We start from the raw sequence: 15027 nt of genomic DNA on the forward strand, positions 1-15027 counted from the left end.
GCCTGCCATGCCGCTGTTACAGCGTGGCGGTTACCTTTTTGAGCCCGCGCGGCGCGTCCGGGTCCTCGCCGCGGGCCAGCGCGAGCGCCAGGGCCAGCTTCTGCAGCGGCAGAATGTCCAGCAGCGGCGCATACCGCTCGTCCACCTCCGGTACGGCCAGCCGGCCGGCCGCCCCCGCGATGTCGTGTGCGCCGATCGTGACCACGTCTGCGCGACGCTCGCCGAGGCGGGTCACCACCTCGCTCATCGACTCACCGCCGGGGCCGCTGCCGACCACCGCGAGCACCGGCACGTCCGGGTCGGTCATGGCGAGCGGGCCGTGCAGCAGGTCGGCGCCGGAGAACGCGAGCGCGGGCAGGTACGAGGTCTCCATCAGCTTCAGCGCGGTCTCCCGGGCGGTCGGGTAGGCATACCCGCGGCCGGTGGTGACCATCCGCGACGCGAACCGGTAGCGCTGGGCCAGCTCGTCGGCGCCGTTGGCGCTCAGCGTCTGCTCGGCCAACTCGGGCAGCTTGGCCAGCGCGGCCCGCTCGTCGTCCGGCAGGGTGCCGTCGCCGTTGCGGATGCCCTCGATGAGCAGCAGCAGCGCGAGCAGCTCAGCGGTGTAGGTCTTGGTGGCCGCGACGGCTCGCTCGTGACCGGCAGCGACGTCGACGGACAGCTCGGCGGTGGTGGCCAGCGTGGAACCCGGGTTGTTGGTGACCGCCAGGGTCAGCGCGCCATTCTCCCGGGCGACCTTGAGCACCTCGGTCAGGTCGGGCGAGCCGCCGCTCTGGCTGACCCCGATGACCAGGGCGCCGGCGAAATCGGGGCGGGCTCCGTACAGGGTGATGGCGCTCGGGGAGGCCGACGCGACCGGGATGCCCAGCCGGATCTCGGTGAGATAGGCACCGTAGAGCGCCGCGTGGTCCGACGTGCCGCGCCCGACGAACACGACGTGCTTGGGGCGCTGCTCGGCCACCTTCGCGGCGACCTCGGCCAGTTGCCGCGCGGGTTCACCTTCCAGCAACCGCGCGTAGCCTGCCGGCTGCTCCGCGATGTCGGCCGCCATACCCTGGCCTCGCTGCGTCACTGTTCCTCCTTTATGCGCACGACACGCTCGTACGATGCGCAGTCTTGCACTTTTGCCTGCTTAAACGCAACGTTTTGAGCAGCAGCACGCAGCCAAGACGGGCCTGACAGATTGCTGCACATCCCCTAGGCTCGCGTCGGTGGCCTACCGGGGCCACTGACCCCTGTGCAGCGCGGCGTTGTTGTGGCGGCGACTCCGACACGCGCGGCAAGGAAGGCACGGCCATGGACGAAGCCCGGCGCTCCGCCGAGCGCGACCTGGAACAGGCGCGCGAGGCGCTCGAACGCGGCGAGATGCACCAGGCCGCCGACCATCTGGCCGGCGCGATCGCGCACGCGCCCACCGACCCGGCAACCCACGAGTTACTGGGCCGCCTTGCCGAGCGCACCGGCGGCGCGCTGGAGCTGTTCCCGATCGAGCAGCACGCGTTCGTCGGCACGGTCGTCGCCCGCGCGCACCTGCTCGCCGCGGCCGGGCGCCCCGAGGACGGGTTGCCACTGCTGGTCGCGGCCAGCGGGCACACTCCGGACGTGGAGTGGGCCGGGGTGCCCTGGGTGCGCGACCCCGAGCTGGCGGCCCGGGTCGAGCCGGGGCTGCTGGCGCACATCGTGATGCAGCTGTGCACGGCGATCGGCGACCCGGCACCGGAGTCCGGGCGGGCGGCCCTGCAGCCCTATCTGACGCTGGTCCGGCACGCGGTCGACGCGCACGCCGAGCACGCCATGCTGCTCGGTGCCGCCTCCGCGCTGGCCCGCCGGCTGGAGGAACCCGCGCAGGCCGTCGACTGGGCGCTGCGCGGCGCCCGGTTGCGGCCCTCGAAGCTGGCCGAGATCTGGCTGGGCTACGCCTACCGCAGCGCCGGGCGCATCCCCGAATGTCTGGCCGCCCTGCGCCGCGCGGTGATGTACGACCCGGACGACCTGTCGCTGTACGCCGACATCGCGGGCACGCTCGCCGACGCCGACCGCCTCGAAGACGCGCTCAACTGGATCGACCGGGCGCTGAGCAAGGACCCGGCGTTCGAGTGCGCCGTGCACACCGGACACCGGCTGCGCTACCACGCCGACGGCGACCTGGCCCACCTGGTGCGGCTCGCCGACTTCCAGCGCGACCACCCCGACGACACCCATGAGCACACCGATCTCGCGGACTGCTGCGCCGACCAGCCGTGGCTCAGCCGTGTGCCCTCGGCGCCCGAGCTGCCGCTGGACCCGGCCCGCACTCCGTTCCCGGCCGCGCTGACGCCCAGCGCCGAGTCCGTCGAGCGGCTGCACCGGGTTGCCCATCCGCTGTGGCCGCACCCGCCAGCCGCGTACGACGCCGCGCTGAGCCTGATGCTCGTCGAGCCCAGGGACCTGCTGGCGCTGATCGTCCGGCCGCCCGACGCCCCCGACGACGAGACCGGCCGGGCGCTGGCCACCCACAGTCCCGCCCTCTGGGCCCAGTGCGCGCGGGTGTGGGCCTGCCTCGGGCTGCTGCACCACGGCGCGGACGAGCCCTGGGCCGGCTCCAAGCGCCGCCGGTTGCTGGTCAGCCTGGCCACCGACGGGCTCGACCGGATCGCCGAAGCCGCCCTGTCCGCGCTGGTCACCTATGCCTGGGTGGACCCGCAGGCGCGCCCCGACGTGGCTGCCCTGCTGGCCAGCCGGCTCGAGGATGCCGCCGGCACCCCCGGGCTTGCCTGGTCGGTCGCGCACCTCGTGCTCGCCACCCCGGACGTGCGCCCGGAGATCCGCCAGCGCGCGGCCGAGGTCGCCCGAGCCGAGGAGATTTACGCCATCTCGCTCATCCCCCGGCAACGCACCGGCCGCGGCGCGCGGCTGCGGCGCTGGTTCTCCGGCGGCTGAGCTGTTATTCGACGACCGCGATCAGGTCGCCCTCCTGCACCACGTCACCCTCGTTGACGGCCAGTTCCTTGAGCAGGCCGGCCGACTCGGCCAGCACCGGAATCTCCATTTTCATGGACTCCAGGATCACCAGCGTGTCGCCCTCGGCCACCTCGGCACCGGGCGCGGCCACGACCTTCCAGACGTTAGCCACCATCTCGGCACGGATTTCCTCGGCCATGCGGCAGTCCTCCCACTCGGCGCTGTGCAGGTGACGTCATCCTGCCACGAGGCGGCCGTCTACGATCGTCGGGTTGGCTGCCAAGCGATGAGGAGATCGATATGGCGAAGAAGGCTCGCAAGAAGAAGGCCCGTAAGAAGAGCGGCGCGAACCACGGCAAGCGTCCCAACAGCTGAAAGCAAGGCCCGCAGCGTGACGCTGCGGGCCTTCTTCAGGCCGGGGTCAGGGCAGGAACTCGCGGGTCTCGGTCTCGATGACGTACTCGCTGAGCTTGACCTTGAGCCGCTCGCGCAGCTCCTTGGGCGCCGTCTCGTCGCCGCAGCAGCGGGCGACCAGCGCCTTCACCTCATGCTCGATGCCATATTCGCGCAGGCAGCTCGAGCACTCGTCCAGGTGCGTCTGAATCAGGCTGCGGCGCTCGTCGCTGCACTCCAGATCGAGGTAGAGATAAACCTCGCTGATCACGACGCTGCAATCGGTCTTCTTATCGTCGTCGCTCACGTCGCTCACGCCTCCTGAGCGGCGGTCGCGCCGGAGCTACGGGTGATGCCGCGGTCCGTCGCATACTGCTCCAGCAGCTTGCGCAGGTTGCGCCGGCCGCGGTGCAGGCGGGACATGACCGTTCCGATGGGCGTGCCCATGATGTCGGCGATCTCCTTGTACGAGAAACCCTCGACATCGGCGAGGTAGACGGCCAGCCGGAACTCCTCGGGCAGCGACTGCAGCGCATCCTTGATGTCGCTGTCCGGCAGCCGGTCCAGCGCCTCAGTCTCGGCCGAGCGCAGACCGCTTGAGGTGTGCGACTCGCTGGAGGCAAGCTGCCAGTCCGAGATCTCCTCGGTGGGCGCCTGCACGGGCTGGCGCTGCTTGCGCCGGTAGGAGTTGATGTAGGTGTTGGTAAGGATCCGGTACAGCCACGCCTTGAGGTTGGTGCCCTCTTCGAACTGGTGGAACGCGGAGAACGCCTTCAGGAACGTCTCCTGCACCAGGTCCTCGGCATCGGCCGGGTTACGCGTCATCCGCAGGCCAGCGGCATACAGCTGGTCCACGAAGGGCAGCGCGTCACGCTCGAACCGGGCCCGGGCCTGCTCGGTCCGCACCCTGCTGGAACGCTCGCTGCGTTCGGTCTTACTGGTCCGCTCTGTCGGCACCCGCACCTCTCCCCTCGACTGCCCCGCCGAGGATACGGGTAGTGCCCCACCTACCGGTTCGAAAACCGACGGTGTGCTGACACTCACCAATGGCGTGACAGGAGCGGGAGAAACAGCCGGCCACTCCGGGGATTGCAACAACTCCTGCACTCTGCGGGCCTGCAGGCCGTCGCTTGTGGCATGCACCTCAATTACCCCTTCCGACGTACAGCCTTCGCAGGTGGTGCAACCGCGGTCAGGCCCCGCGCATTCCGGCTTGCGCCCACCCGTTGCGGACCAGCCAGCCGATGGCGATCGAGGCGGTTCCGGCCAGGTCCTTGCGAAGATCGTGTACGGCCCCAGCGCGCACCGCGACCTCGACATTGCCGGTGGCCACGGGCACGCCGAACGGATCCCGGTCGCCGTTGATGACCAGGGTCGGCAGGGAGCCGGGTAGCTCACCGGTCCGACTCCTGTCCGGTTTGCCCGGTGGGTGCATCGGGAAGGCGAGGGCCAGCACCGCGGTGGCCGACAGCGCCGTGGCCGTACGGCAGGCAACCCTGGCCCCGCTGGAGCGACCGCCCACGATCAGCGGCAGTCCCGTCTCGCGCAACCGCTCCACCACCACCGTCCACGCCTCGTCGAGATGCCCAGCCGGAGCCGGAGCCCGGCGCCCGGCCATCCGGTAGGGCTGGGTGACCAGGGCTACCCGCACCCCGGCGCCCACCGCGGCATCCTGCACGGCCTGCAGGTCGGGGGCATCGACGCCGCCGCCCGCACCGTGACCGAGGACCAGCAGCGAGACCGGCCGCCCGGCCGGTTCGGTGACGCGCACCCCGGCCGGCCCGCGCGGCGTGGTGATCTCAAAGCTCTGCACGAATCATGTCTACCGGCAGGACCGGGCGGTCCGGCCCGCGCCGGGCCGCCCGCCTGCGAAGATCATGCGTCAGCTCGCGGCCGGCTCCAGCGTGAGCAACTGGCGATCGGCCTCATCGGGACCGTCGTCCACCGGCTCACCGTTCGGGTCGACCCGTTCGCGCCATGCGATCAGCATGGCCCGGCGTTCGCGCGGCGTGGTGCCGCCCCAGACCCCGTGGCAGTCCCCGACCTGCAAAGCCCAGGCCAGGCACGGCCCCTGCACGTCGCACGACCCGCAGAGCGCCACAGCGCTCTCGGTCGGCTCGTTGGGTGCCGGGAAGAACGTCTCCGGATCGACGCTGCGGCAGGCGCCGCGGGTGCGCCAGGCTTCGTCCGAGCGGCGCTCCTCGATCGCTGCGAGCAGCCTCGGGTCACGCCGTGCGATGGCAACTTCATGTGGACGCGGCATTCGTGCGCGTGTCATCAGCCCACCTCCCCCGTGGGTGCCGGTACAGCCATGACCACGGGGTGCGCACCGTGCGCCCCCGCATCACAACCGGCGCTGGTTTCTATCGCACGAAGGGAGATCAGAACAAGGGGCTTATCTATCTCGCAACAAACTTGGCTATTTTGAATACCCGCATATACCCATCAATCGCCGCACGGAGCTTGTTGATCCGGCAATTCAGACATGCAGAAGGTGATCTCGTCGCCGGTGCTGGGAACGAGATCAGCGATGGGTGCTGCCGACTGCTGAATTCAGAAGAGCGTCCCTTCCCGAACCTGAACGGGAGCGGCCGAAGCCGCCGGGGTCGCGGTCGAAGTGGCCCCGGAAGCCGTCGAGCCAGCCAGGGGCGCGGTCAGCTCGGGACCGTTGTTGCGCACGTTTCCGACGGCGGCGCCCACGGCCCGCACCTCGATCACCGACAGCTCGGCCGGGGACATCGGCTGCAGCAACTCCTCGGCGACCCCGCCACCGGCCAACCAGCCGGCCCAGCGCTGCTGCGGGAGGACCAGCGGCATCCGGTCGTGCACCGCGGCCAGCCCACCCAGCGCGGCAGTGGTCAGCACGCTGCAACTCATCGTCTCGCCACGCCACATCGTCCAGATCCCGGCAAATGCCAGCACCGAGCCGTCGAGCGGGGTCATGTAATAGGCCTGGCGTTGCTTGCCGGTGCGCACCCACTCGTACCAGCCGTCGGCGGGGATCAGACAGCGGCGCTTCTCGAAGGAGGAGGCGAAGGCCGGGCTCCCGGCGACCGTCTCCGCGCGGGCGTTGATCATGCGGGAGCCGGCGCGCAGATCCTTGGCCCACGGCGGCAGCAGCCCCCAACGGGCGGTGTCGACGACCAAGCCCGCATGGCGTTCGGAAACCCGGATCAGCGGCACCGGTTCGGTGGGCGCAACGTTCCAGCTCGGGGCCAGCGACTCGGCCACGGGAGCAGCGTCGAAGAGCCGGCTCAGGTCGGCCTCGCTCCTCGTCGTCGCATACCTCCCGCACATGCGGCAGACAGTACGCCGCGCACCGCCTGCTTGCTGACCCGCCGAGCCAGACCGGTCGAATTCCTGTCACATGCGCCCGGCAGAATGAAGGGGTGACTGCAGCAGCGCGGCCCTGGACCGCCCCCCTTGCGACCGGACCCGTCGCGTCTTCCGTCAGCCTGCCCGGCTCCAAGTCGATGACCGCCCGGGCGCTGGTGCTCAGTGCGCTGGCCGAGGGTCCGTCGCGCATCGAGCGCCCGCTGCGGGCCCGCGACACCACGCTGATGGCCGCCGCCCTGCGATCGCTGGGCGCGGCGATCGACACCGGCAGCGCCGGCGGGGCAGCGGGCGACGTGCCCGGCAACGCCGGCACCGCAGCCATCTGGACCGTCGAGCCGGGGCCGCTGCGCGGGCCGGCCACCGTGGACGTCGGGCTGGCCGGCACGATCATGCGCTTCGCGCCGCCGGTGGCCGCGCTGGCCGAGGGCACAGTCACCTTCGACGGCGACCCGCACGCCCGCAACCGCCCGCTGCGCCCGATCGTGGAGGCGCTGCGTTCGCTCGGGGTGGTGCTCGATTCCTCCCCCGAGGGCGGCCTGCCGCTGGTGGTGCGCGGCACCGGCATGGTCGCGGGCGGTGAGTCCGTGATCGACGCCTCGGGATCCAGCCAGTTCGTGTCCGGCCTGCTGCTCTCCGCTCCCCGCTTCACCAAGGGGCTGGTGCTGCGCCACGAGGGGCCGCCCGTCCCGTCGGCGCCGCACCTGCGGATGACCACGCACATGCTGCGCGCGGCCGGGGCGGTCGTCGACGAGAGCGTGCCGGACGTGTGGAGCGTCGAGCCGGGGGCGCTGCGTGGACGTACCTGGAAAATCGAACCTGATCTGTCCGGCGCGGTGCCCTTCTTCGCGGCCGCGATGGTCACCGGCGGTTCCGTCACGCTGGCCGGCTGGCCCAGGGAGAGCTGGCAGCCGGTGGCGACCGTGATCGAGTTGCTGACCCGGATGGGCGCCGAGGTGACCCAGGACGACGCCGGGCTGACCGTGCGCGGCACCGGCGAGCTGCACGGGATCGACGCCGACCTGTCCGAGGTCAGCGAGCTCACCCCGGTGATCTCCGCGCTGGCCGCGCTGGCCGGCTCGCCGTCGACCCTGACCGGCGTCGCGCACATCCGCGGGCACGAGACCGACCGGATCGCCGCGCTCGCCACCGAGCTGAGCAAGGTCGGCGCGGGCATCGTCGAGCACCCCGACGGCCTGGAGATCACCCCGGGACCGCTCAAGGCGGCGACCTTCGAGACCTACGCCGACCACCGGATGGCGCACGCGGCGGCCGTGATCGGCCTGGCCGTGCCGGGCGTCGAGCTGAGCGACGTAGCGTGTACGTCGAAGACCCTGCCCGAGTTCCCCGAGCTCTGGGCCGGACTCGTGACAGGGAGCTGACTCTGCCGGCGCGTAAACGGGAGTACGACGAGGACGACGTCCGGGTCCGCCCGGGCCGATCGTCGCGGCCGCGTACCAAGTCCCGGCCCAAGCATGAGGACGCGGTCGACGCGCTGGTCATTACCGTCGACCGCGGCCGCTACGGCTGTGTGCGCGAGGACGCGGACCCCGAGGCCGACATCGTCACCGCCATGCGGGCCCGCGAGCTGGGCCGCAAGTCCGTGGTGGTGGGTGACCGGGTGGCCCTGGTCGGTGACGTGTCCGGCGAGCCCGGCGCGCTGGCCCGGATCGTCCGCATCGCCGAGCGCACCTCGGTGCTGCGGCGCACCGCGGACGACGACGACACCACCCCCGAGGGCCGGCTGGAACGCGTGGTCGTGGCCAACGCTGACCAGTTGGTCATCGTCAGCGCGCTGGCCGACCCGCAGCCGCGCACCGGGTTCATCGACCGCTGCCTGGTCGCCGCGTACGACGCCGGCATCGACCCGCTGCTGTGCCTGACCAAGGCCGACCTGGCCGGGCCGGCCGAGGTGCTCGACTACTACGCCGAGCTGGACCTGCCGTACGTGCTGGTCCAGCCGGACAGCGACCTCGCCGAGCTGCGCGAGCACCTGGCCGACCGCATCTCGGTGCTGGTCGGGCACTCCGGCGTCGGCAAGTCCACGCTGGTCAACCGGCTGGTTCCGGACGCGCTGCGAGCCGTCGGGGTGGTCAGCGCGGTGGGCAAGGGCCGGCACACCTCGACCAGCGCGGTGGCATTGCGTCTGCCCCGGGTCAAGAGGAAGGGTGACCCGGGCTGGATCATCGACACGCCGGGCATCCGCAGCTTCGGGCTGGCCCATGTCAGCGCCGACAGCCTGCTGCACGGGTTCCCCGACCTGGTCGAGGGCACTGCCGACTGCCCGCCGAACTGTGGTCACACCGCAGCCGACGTCGACTGCACGCTGGACGCGTGGGTGGCTTCGGGCAAGGCTGACGCGCGCCGGCTGGCCTCGTACCGCAGGCTGCTGAGCAGCCGGGCCGGTGAGCTGGACGTGCGCGAACCGGAGACCGAGTAACCTCCGCCCATGTCTTCGTACGCCGACGACCTCGCCCTGGCCCACCTGCTCGCCGACACCGCGGACTCGATCTCGATGGCCCGGTTCCGCGCGCTCGACCTGCGCGTGGAGTCCAAGCCCGACCTGACCCCGGTCTCGGACGCCGACACCGCTGTCGAGCAGGCGATCCGCGCGACGCTGGCCCGGGCCCGGCCGCGCGACGGGGTGATCGGCGAGGAGTTCGGCAACTCCACCGCTCCGGCCGGGCAGGGCAACCGGCACTGGGTGATCGACCCGATCGACGGCACCAAGAACTTCATCCGCGGCGTGCCGGTGTGGGGCACGCTCATCGCGCTCATGGAAGGTGAGCAGCCGGTCGCCGGGCTGGTGTCCGCGCCCGCCCTGGGCCGCCGCTGGTGGGGTGCCCGCGGGCTCGGGGCGTACGCGGGCAAGCACCAGCGGGCCGCGACCAAGCTCACCGTGTCAGCGGTCCGCAAGATCGGCGACGCCAGCTTCTGCTACTCCAGCCTCACCGGCTGGGAGGACGCGGGCCGGCTGCAGCCGATGCTGGGCATCATGCGCGACGCGTGGCGCAGCCGGGCGTTCGGCGACTTCTACGGCTACATGCTGCTCGCCGAGGGCGCGCTGGAGGTCATGGTCGAGCCCGAACTGTCGCTGTGGGACGTGGCCGCGCTGATCCCGATCATCACCGAGGCCGGGGGCAAGTTCACCGACCTGGCCGGGCACCGTGCCCCCGGGGACGGCAGCGCCATCGCTACCAACGGTCACCTGCACGAGGAGATCTTGGAACGGCTCAGCGGCGGGAAGAACTGGTCCATCCTCGCCGGGTGATGTCCGCGGGCTGCACCGCAGGATCGAGCCGGACCGCCTGCCGCCTGCTGTCCGTTGAGCCCGCGCACCGGGGTTCATGCATACGTCGCGGCCGATGGGGTACTTCCTGGCCCGTAGGTCTGACTCGCAAATGTCGTGAATAGTACTTTTCTCCTACGGTCCGCGTTCCCCGGGAATGCGAAAACCTTCCACGTTAGGCACAATGGAGCGATCATGGTGAGCGGCGTCCGGCACGTGGTCGACCGCGGGCAGGCCTATCCGGTCGTCCGGTTCGCCGGGGTGCTCGACGCCGCCTCAGCCCCCCTGGTGCGCTCGGCGGTGCGCGGCGTGCTCGCCGACCAGCCCGAGGCGGTCGTGGTGGACGTGCGCGAGCTGATCTCCGAGGAGCCCAAGGCGGCCGAGGTGCTCGCCGATCTCGCCGGGGAGGCCGCCGAGTGGCCCTGCGCCCGGCTGGCCCTGTGCGCCACCGGTGACGCCCAGGACTGGCGGCTGCCCGGCCTGGCGATCTGGCCGACCCCGCAGGACGCCTTCGCCGCGCTCGGCCGGCCCCGCCCTGGGCACTTCATGAGCGAGATGCTAGACCCGGTGATCGGGGCTGCCCGGCGCTCCCGGGAGCTGGTCACCGAGGCCTGCGCCCGGTGGGAGCTGGCCGAGTTGGCCGGGCCTGCCTGCATCGTGATCACCGAGATGGTCAACAACGTGGTGGCGCACGCCCGCACCGAGATGACGGTGCTGCTCGGGCTGCACGGCGAGGCCATGACGGTGGCGGTGCGCGATCTCTCGACCACCATTCCGGTGTTCACCGGCAGTCCGGTGCCCGTCACGTCGTACGGCGGCCGCGGTCTGCTCTTGATCGATTCTGTCGCCCGGCGCTGGGGCAGCATGCCGCTTCCCGGCGGCAAGATCGTGTGGGCCGCACTGGAAGGTGAACCCGAGGTGGCTGGCAATACGCGCGAAGCAGGCATGGCCCACCCCACGGTTGGGTAGACACGACACCATGCGAGACGACGACTACCCGACCGAGGTCTCCGACCCGGAGGCGTCCGGCCTGCCCGGCACGGCCGACGACGACTCGACCGCGTACGACGAGGTGAACAGCGGTCGTCAGGCCGACGGGCCGGACCCCGCAGCACTGCCCGGCGTGGGCCCCGGCGGTTCCAACCGCTTCGGCGACACCGCGGAGGAGCAGCGCGAGGGCGAGTCCCTGGACTACCGGCTCAGCCAGGAGGAGCCCGACGTCGGCGCCGAGGACCCGCTGCCGCCGCGCCGCGACCCGTACGACGAGACCGTCGACAGCCCCGAGCAGCGCCAACTGGACGCGGATGTCTGGGGCGAGAGCCCGACCTCGGACCCGAACTCCGCGGTGTCGATGTACGACGACGGCCAGCTCGATGATGCCGCCCCGCAGCCGGTCGGCCGCTTGGTCGAGACGGATGAGGGCTACGGCTACGACGACGAGCCCGACAGCGTGGCCTACGACGCCGGTGCGGCCGGTGGTGGGGCCAGCGCCGAGGAGGCCGCCATGCACGAGACCAACGCCCCGCGCTACCGCTGACGGCTCAGTCGAGCCCCTTCTCGATCGCGTAGCGGGTCAGCTCGACGCGGTTGTGCAGCTGAAGCTTGCCGAGCGTGTTCTGTACGTGGTTCTGCACCGTCCGGTGGCTGAGGACCAGGCGTTCCGCGATCTGGCGGTACGACAAGCCCTTGGCCACCAGACGCAGCACCTCGGTCTCCCGCTCGGTCAGCTTCGGCGCGGCGTCCTCGTCACCACCGGCCGGCTCCACCGCGAGCCGCCGGTATTCGCCGAGCACCAGCCCGGCCAGACCGGGGGTGAACACGGTGTCGCCGGCCGCCGTGCGCCCGACCGCGTCCAGGAATTCCGCCTGACCGGCCGACTTGAGCAGATAGCCCGACGCGCCCGCCTTCACCGCGTCCAGCACGCTCTGCTGCTCGCCGCTGGCCGAGAGCATCAGCACCCGCACATCCGGCAACGCTCCCAGCAGCCCGGTGATGACCTCCACCCCGGAGACGTCCGGTAGCTGGAGGTCGAGCACCACGACGTCGGGCCGGGCCGCGCCGGCGATGCGTACCGCCTGCTGTCCCTCGCCCGTGGTCGCCACGACGTCATAGCCGGCAGCGGTCAGATCCCGCGCCACCCCGTCGCGCCACATCGGGTGGTCGTCGACCACCATCACCCTGATTGCCACGCCCCACCCTATCGAGGCACTGACATCTCGACCTCGGTGCCGTCTCCGGGTGTGGAGGTGATGCGCACGGTGCCGTTCAGGTCGGCGATCCGCCCCCGGATGGACTGCGCGACGCCCAGCCGGCCCTGCGTCTCGGCCTCGGCGAGCCGGTCCGGGGCAATGCCGCAGCCGTCGTCGCGCACGCTGATCGTGACGGCCGCGGGCTCATCCTCGACCAGCACCCATACCTTCGTGCCGGGCGCGCAGTGCCGGTTGACGTTGTCCAGGGCGGCGGCCACCGCGGCCGCGATTTCACGGGCGGTGGTTGCGGGCAGTCGGACCGCTGCGGCCGGGGCAGCCACCGAAACAGATTCCGACGCGTACGGATCCAGCAGCGTCATCAGGTCCGTTTCGGCATCGTCCACCGGCTCGGCCGAGCGCCCGGTCATCAGGGTGCGCAACGCCGCCTCCTGTTCCCCCGCGAGCCGGGCCAGCTCGCCGGCCTCCCCATCCAGCCCGCTGCCACGCCGCTTGACCAACGCCAGCACCTGCAGCACGGAGTCGTGGATGTCGCGGGCCAGCCGTTCGCGCTCGCGGGTCGCCGCCTCGAGCTGAATCGCCCGTTCGAGGCGCTGCTGGGCCTGCTCGGCCACGCCCACCAGGTAACCGACCGCCAGGGCGGCCAGCAGCATCAGCACGGTCCCGGTGTACGCGGCCTGGTCGTAGTGGTTGCGAGTGACCAGGTCGGTGATGCCCATGGCCAGCGCGGCGGTGATGCCGCCCCGGCGCCCGCCCGCGACCGCCCATGCGATGACCGGCGCCACGTGCCAGGCCACGGCGAGCGTCGGGCTGCCGTTCTTGAGCGCGTGCGCCCCCACGATGAAGGCGCTGGAGGCCATCACCGCCATGGTGATCAGCAGGTCGGCAGCCAGCAGCGGCGGACGGCGGCGGGCCGGCTCGGCGTACGCATAGGTGGTGATGGCGGTCCAGCCCGCGGTGAGCGCGAGCACCGGCCAGGCCAGCGCGGGGTGGGCGTAGTCGCCGACGTTGCGGATCACCAGGATCGCCACGTAGATCAGAGCGGCGATGCGGTAGACGGCGATGGCTCGCCACAGTGATTCCGCCATGAGCTGACCATACTCAGAGGGCGCTCTGATCGATCGTGGCTTAACGTCGAAGGATCAGTACGCAACTTCTCATCTCCGAGGTGTTCGACGCCGGCCAGGTGACGGCGCTGCGGCACGCCGTGGCTGCCTCCGCCGGTGCCTCCGGTCTGGGCGGGGACCGCCTGGACGACTTCGTGGTGGCCGTGAACGAGCTGCTGACCAATGCGGTACGCCACGGCGGCGGCAACGGCCGGGTGGCGGTGTGGAGCGCCGGCGAGGCAGTGGTGTGCGAGGTCAGCGATCACGGCGCCGGGCTGGGCACGCTCCAGCCGCAGCGCCCGGCCCCCGACCAGCCCGGCGGCTGGGGTCTCTACCTGGTCGGCAAGCTCACCGACACGCTCGACATCACCACCGGGCCGGAAGGCACATCGGTACGCATTTCGAGCCGGACCACCACCGGCCCCTCCGGGGAAACCTGAATCTTTTTTTAAGTTGACCGGTTCCCCTTGACGTTTGTGCCTCGATCTTCTTAGGTCTTCCCTGACGCATCAGCGCCAACTCACCAGTGCTTCGCACTCGATGGCCTCACCGCCCCCGGAGGTTTTCCCGTGCCCCGACACAGCACCCCGCAACGGCCGTCCCGCGTACGACCCCGGCTAGTCGTCACGCTGGCCGTCGCGCTCACCGGGCTGGGCGCCGCAGTCTGGCTGCCGATGCGCAACGCCACCGCGGACGCCTCGGAGCGCCGCCGCAACGAGGCTGCCGACTTCCAGCGCGGCCGCGAACGCACGCCGAACGATGCCTTCGAGGACCAGTTCGACGGCGGCGCGGGCAGCACGGTCGACCCGGCGAAGTGGGCGTTCAGCACCAGCCGCACGGACGAGGGTCTCGAGTTCACCATGAGCACCCGCAACGCCCGCCTCGACGGCGACGGCAACCTGCTGGTCACGGCGCGCGACGGCCGCGGCCGCACCTCGGCCCGCCTGACCACCAAGGACATCTTCCAGCGCGAATCGGGCCGCATCGAGGCCCGCGTGCAGGTGCCCGAGGGCGAGGGCTTGGAGCCGGCCCTGGAGCTGACCGGCGGCGGCCGTCCCGACCTGGGCACGATCAACCTGCTGAAGCGCGCAGAGCCGGGTGACTTCCACACGTACGCGGTGACCTGGACGCCCGAGACCATCACCTTCTCGGTGGACGGCGAGGACCGCCAGCAGTTCCCGGCCTCGGGCGTGGAAACCGACCAGCCGTTCGGGATGGCCCTGAGCCTGGGTGCGAGCGACCGAGCCGACCTGCCGGCCCGCATGGTCGTCGACTTCATCCGCGTCACGGCGGCCGGCGACGACGAGAACCCGGCCCCGGCGCCCTCGGAGACCGCTTCCCCGGAGCCGGCACCGAGCGCGACGACCGAGCCGCCGGCCGCGCCCTCGTCGCCTTCGCCTTCAGCCCCCGCTTCGGCTTCGCCGACCCCGTCGGCTACGCCCACCACGCCGGCGGTAGCGGCCTGGGCGGCGTTCACCGACTACAAGGCTGGCGATGTGGTCAGCTTCCAGGGCGCGAAGTACGAGGTGCTGGAGGCCCACACCTCGCTGCCGGGCTGGGAGCCGACCGCTCTGCCCTCGCTGTTCAAGAAGCTCTGATCGCACCAGCCGCGCGGCCTCAAGGCCGCGCGGCTGCCAGGGCGGCTCAAGAGTCAAGCGGGCCCGGGTAACGGCCTCAATGCCGCCCGGCTCCGGGGTCGCACGACTTCGAAGGCCCCCTGAAAATCGCTTGCAGCCGGAAGCGCTTCCCCACCAAGCCC

The 15027-nt window shown here is 71.4% G+C and carries 18 protein-coding genes; 9 read left to right on the forward strand and 9 right to left on the reverse strand.

What is annotated here, in order from left to right; genetic code table 11:
* Positions 1–16: 16 nt before the first annotated feature.
* The gene (locus TFC3_RS27800) at positions 17–1051 is read right to left on the reverse strand and encodes an SIS domain-containing protein (RefSeq protein ID WP_067508040.1); all 1035 of its coding nucleotides are present in this window, start codon (positions 1049–1051) and stop codon (positions 17–19) included.
* 245 nt (positions 1052–1296) lie between these two features.
* Here TFC3_RS27800 and TFC3_RS27805 point away from each other — a divergent pair, with 245 nt between their 5' ends.
* Positions 1297–2919 carry a tetratricopeptide repeat protein gene (locus TFC3_RS27805; RefSeq protein ID WP_067508042.1) on the forward strand — a complete coding sequence of 541 codons (1623 nt, stop codon included), beginning with the start codon at positions 1297–1299 and terminating at the stop codon, positions 2917–2919.
* Positions 2920–2923: 4 nt separating this feature from the next.
* Here TFC3_RS27805 and TFC3_RS27810 read toward each other — a convergent pair whose 3' ends face one another.
* Positions 2924–3139: a biotin/lipoyl-binding carrier protein gene (locus TFC3_RS27810; RefSeq protein ID WP_067508044.1), complete on the reverse strand. Its 216-nt coding sequence runs from the start codon at positions 3137–3139 to the stop codon at positions 2924–2926.
* A 101-nt stretch (positions 3140–3240) separates the two neighbouring features.
* On the opposite strand from TFC3_RS27810, the gene TFC3_RS40565 reads away from it, so the two are divergent.
* Positions 3241–3315, forward strand: coding sequence for a 50S ribosomal protein bL37 (locus tag TFC3_RS40565; RefSeq protein ID WP_369700219.1), 75 nt, complete (start codon positions 3241–3243; stop codon positions 3313–3315).
* A 46-nt stretch (positions 3316–3361) separates the two neighbouring features.
* On the opposite strand, the gene rsrA is transcribed toward TFC3_RS40565, so the two are convergent.
* The 5 genes from rsrA to TFC3_RS27835 form a co-directional block, all read right to left on the reverse strand.
* Positions 3362–3640, reverse strand: a complete 279-nt coding sequence (gene rsrA / locus TFC3_RS27815; RefSeq protein WP_067509737.1) for a mycothiol system anti-sigma-R factor — start codon at positions 3638–3640, stop codon at positions 3362–3364.
* Positions 3641–3645: 5 nt separating this feature from the next.
* Positions 3646–4482 (reverse strand): sigma-70 family RNA polymerase sigma factor, encoded by an 837-nt coding sequence (locus TFC3_RS27820; RefSeq protein WP_067509738.1) that lies wholly within the window; start codon positions 4480–4482, stop codon positions 3646–3648.
* 43 nt (positions 4483–4525) lie between these two features.
* Positions 4526–5146: an alpha/beta family hydrolase gene (locus TFC3_RS27825; RefSeq protein ID WP_067508046.1), complete on the reverse strand. Its 621-nt coding sequence runs from the start codon at positions 5144–5146 to the stop codon at positions 4526–4528.
* Positions 5147–5215: 69 nt separating this feature from the next.
* Positions 5216–5611 carry a WhiB family transcriptional regulator gene (locus TFC3_RS27830; protein ID WP_067508049.1) on the reverse strand — a complete coding sequence of 132 codons (396 nt, stop codon included), beginning with the start codon at positions 5609–5611 and terminating at the stop codon, positions 5216–5218.
* Positions 5612–5886: 275 nt separating this feature from the next.
* Positions 5887–6630: an SOS response-associated peptidase gene (locus TFC3_RS27835; RefSeq protein WP_082772555.1), complete on the reverse strand. Its 744-nt coding sequence runs from the start codon at positions 6628–6630 to the stop codon at positions 5887–5889.
* A 92-nt stretch (positions 6631–6722) separates the two neighbouring features.
* On the opposite strand from TFC3_RS27835, the gene aroA reads away from it, so the two are divergent.
* The 5 genes from aroA (at position 6723) to TFC3_RS27860 (ending at position 11492) form a co-directional block, all read left to right on the forward strand.
* Positions 6723–8048: a 3-phosphoshikimate 1-carboxyvinyltransferase gene (aroA, locus tag TFC3_RS27840; protein ID WP_067508051.1), complete on the forward strand. Its 1326-nt coding sequence runs from the start codon at positions 6723–6725 to the stop codon at positions 8046–8048.
* A gap of 2 nt (positions 8049–8050) precedes the next feature.
* Positions 8051–9106, forward strand: a complete 1056-nt coding sequence (gene rsgA, locus TFC3_RS27845) for a ribosome small subunit-dependent GTPase A (protein ID WP_173745422.1) — start codon at positions 8051–8053, stop codon at positions 9104–9106.
* A 9-nt stretch (positions 9107–9115) separates the two neighbouring features.
* On the forward strand, positions 9116–9937 hold the full coding sequence (gene hisN / locus TFC3_RS27850; protein ID WP_067508053.1) for a histidinol-phosphatase: 822 nt from the start codon (positions 9116–9118) through the stop codon (positions 9935–9937).
* A 213-nt stretch (positions 9938–10150) separates the two neighbouring features.
* Positions 10151–10924, forward strand: a complete 774-nt coding sequence (locus tag TFC3_RS27855) for an anti-anti-sigma factor (RefSeq protein ID WP_067508055.1) — start codon at positions 10151–10153, stop codon at positions 10922–10924.
* A 10-nt stretch (positions 10925–10934) separates the two neighbouring features.
* Complete coding sequence (locus tag TFC3_RS27860) at positions 10935–11492, forward strand: DUF5709 domain-containing protein (protein ID WP_067508057.1); 558 nt, start codon at positions 10935–10937, stop codon at positions 11490–11492.
* A gap of 4 nt (positions 11493–11496) precedes the next feature.
* Here TFC3_RS27860 and TFC3_RS27865 read toward each other — a convergent pair whose 3' ends face one another.
* Complete coding sequence (locus tag TFC3_RS27865; RefSeq protein WP_173745423.1) at positions 11497–12129, reverse strand: response regulator transcription factor; 633 nt, start codon at positions 12127–12129, stop codon at positions 11497–11499.
* A 23-nt stretch (positions 12130–12152) separates the two neighbouring features.
* Positions 12153–13250: a MacS family sensor histidine kinase gene (gene macS, locus TFC3_RS27870; RefSeq protein ID WP_067508061.1), complete on the reverse strand. Its 1098-nt coding sequence runs from the start codon at positions 13248–13250 to the stop codon at positions 12153–12155.
* Positions 13251–13330: 80 nt separating this feature from the next.
* On the opposite strand from macS, the gene TFC3_RS27875 reads away from it, so the two are divergent.
* On the forward strand, positions 13331–13708 hold the full coding sequence (locus TFC3_RS27875) for an ATP-binding protein (protein WP_236718488.1): 378 nt from the start codon (positions 13331–13333) through the stop codon (positions 13706–13708).
* Positions 13709–13837: 129 nt separating this feature from the next.
* Positions 13838–14866 (forward strand): carbohydrate-binding protein, encoded by a 1029-nt coding sequence (locus TFC3_RS27880; protein WP_067508065.1) that lies wholly within the window; start codon positions 13838–13840, stop codon positions 14864–14866.
* Positions 14867–15027: the final 161 nt, after the last annotated feature.

Origin of the sequence: Actinoplanes sp. TFC3 (assembly GCF_001553785.1) — a bacterium.
Lineage (GTDB): Bacteria > Actinomycetota > Actinomycetes > Mycobacteriales > Micromonosporaceae > Actinoplanes.

Excerpts from the sequence above, each read along its gene's own strand:
- TFC3_RS27800 (WP_067508040.1), bottom strand. The coding sequence starts at position 1,051 with ATGGCGGCCGACATCGCGGAGCAGCCGGCAGGCTACGCGCGGTTGCTG.
- TFC3_RS27805 (WP_067508042.1), top strand. The coding sequence starts at position 1,297 with ATGGACGAAGCCCGGCGCTCCGCCGAGCGCGACCTGGAACAGGCGCGC.
- TFC3_RS27810 (WP_067508044.1), bottom strand. The coding sequence starts at position 3,139 with ATGGCCGAGGAAATCCGTGCCGAGATGGTGGCTAACGTCTGGAAGGTC.
- TFC3_RS27830 (WP_067508049.1), bottom strand. The coding sequence starts at position 5,611 with ATGACACGCGCACGAATGCCGCGTCCACATGAAGTTGCCATCGCACGG.
- TFC3_RS27835 (WP_082772555.1), bottom strand. The coding sequence starts at position 6,630 with ATGTGCGGGAGGTATGCGACGACGAGGAGCGAGGCCGACCTGAGCCGG.
- hisN (WP_067508053.1), top strand. The coding sequence starts at position 9,116 with ATGTCTTCGTACGCCGACGACCTCGCCCTGGCCCACCTGCTCGCCGAC.
- TFC3_RS27855 (WP_067508055.1), top strand. The coding sequence starts at position 10,151 with ATGGTGAGCGGCGTCCGGCACGTGGTCGACCGCGGGCAGGCCTATCCG.
- TFC3_RS27860 (WP_067508057.1), top strand. The coding sequence starts at position 10,935 with ATGCGAGACGACGACTACCCGACCGAGGTCTCCGACCCGGAGGCGTCC.
- TFC3_RS27865 (WP_173745423.1), bottom strand. The coding sequence starts at position 12,129 with ATGGTGGTCGACGACCACCCGATGTGGCGCGACGGGGTGGCGCGGGAT.
- macS (WP_067508061.1), bottom strand. The coding sequence starts at position 13,250 with ATGGCGGAATCACTGTGGCGAGCCATCGCCGTCTACCGCATCGCCGCT.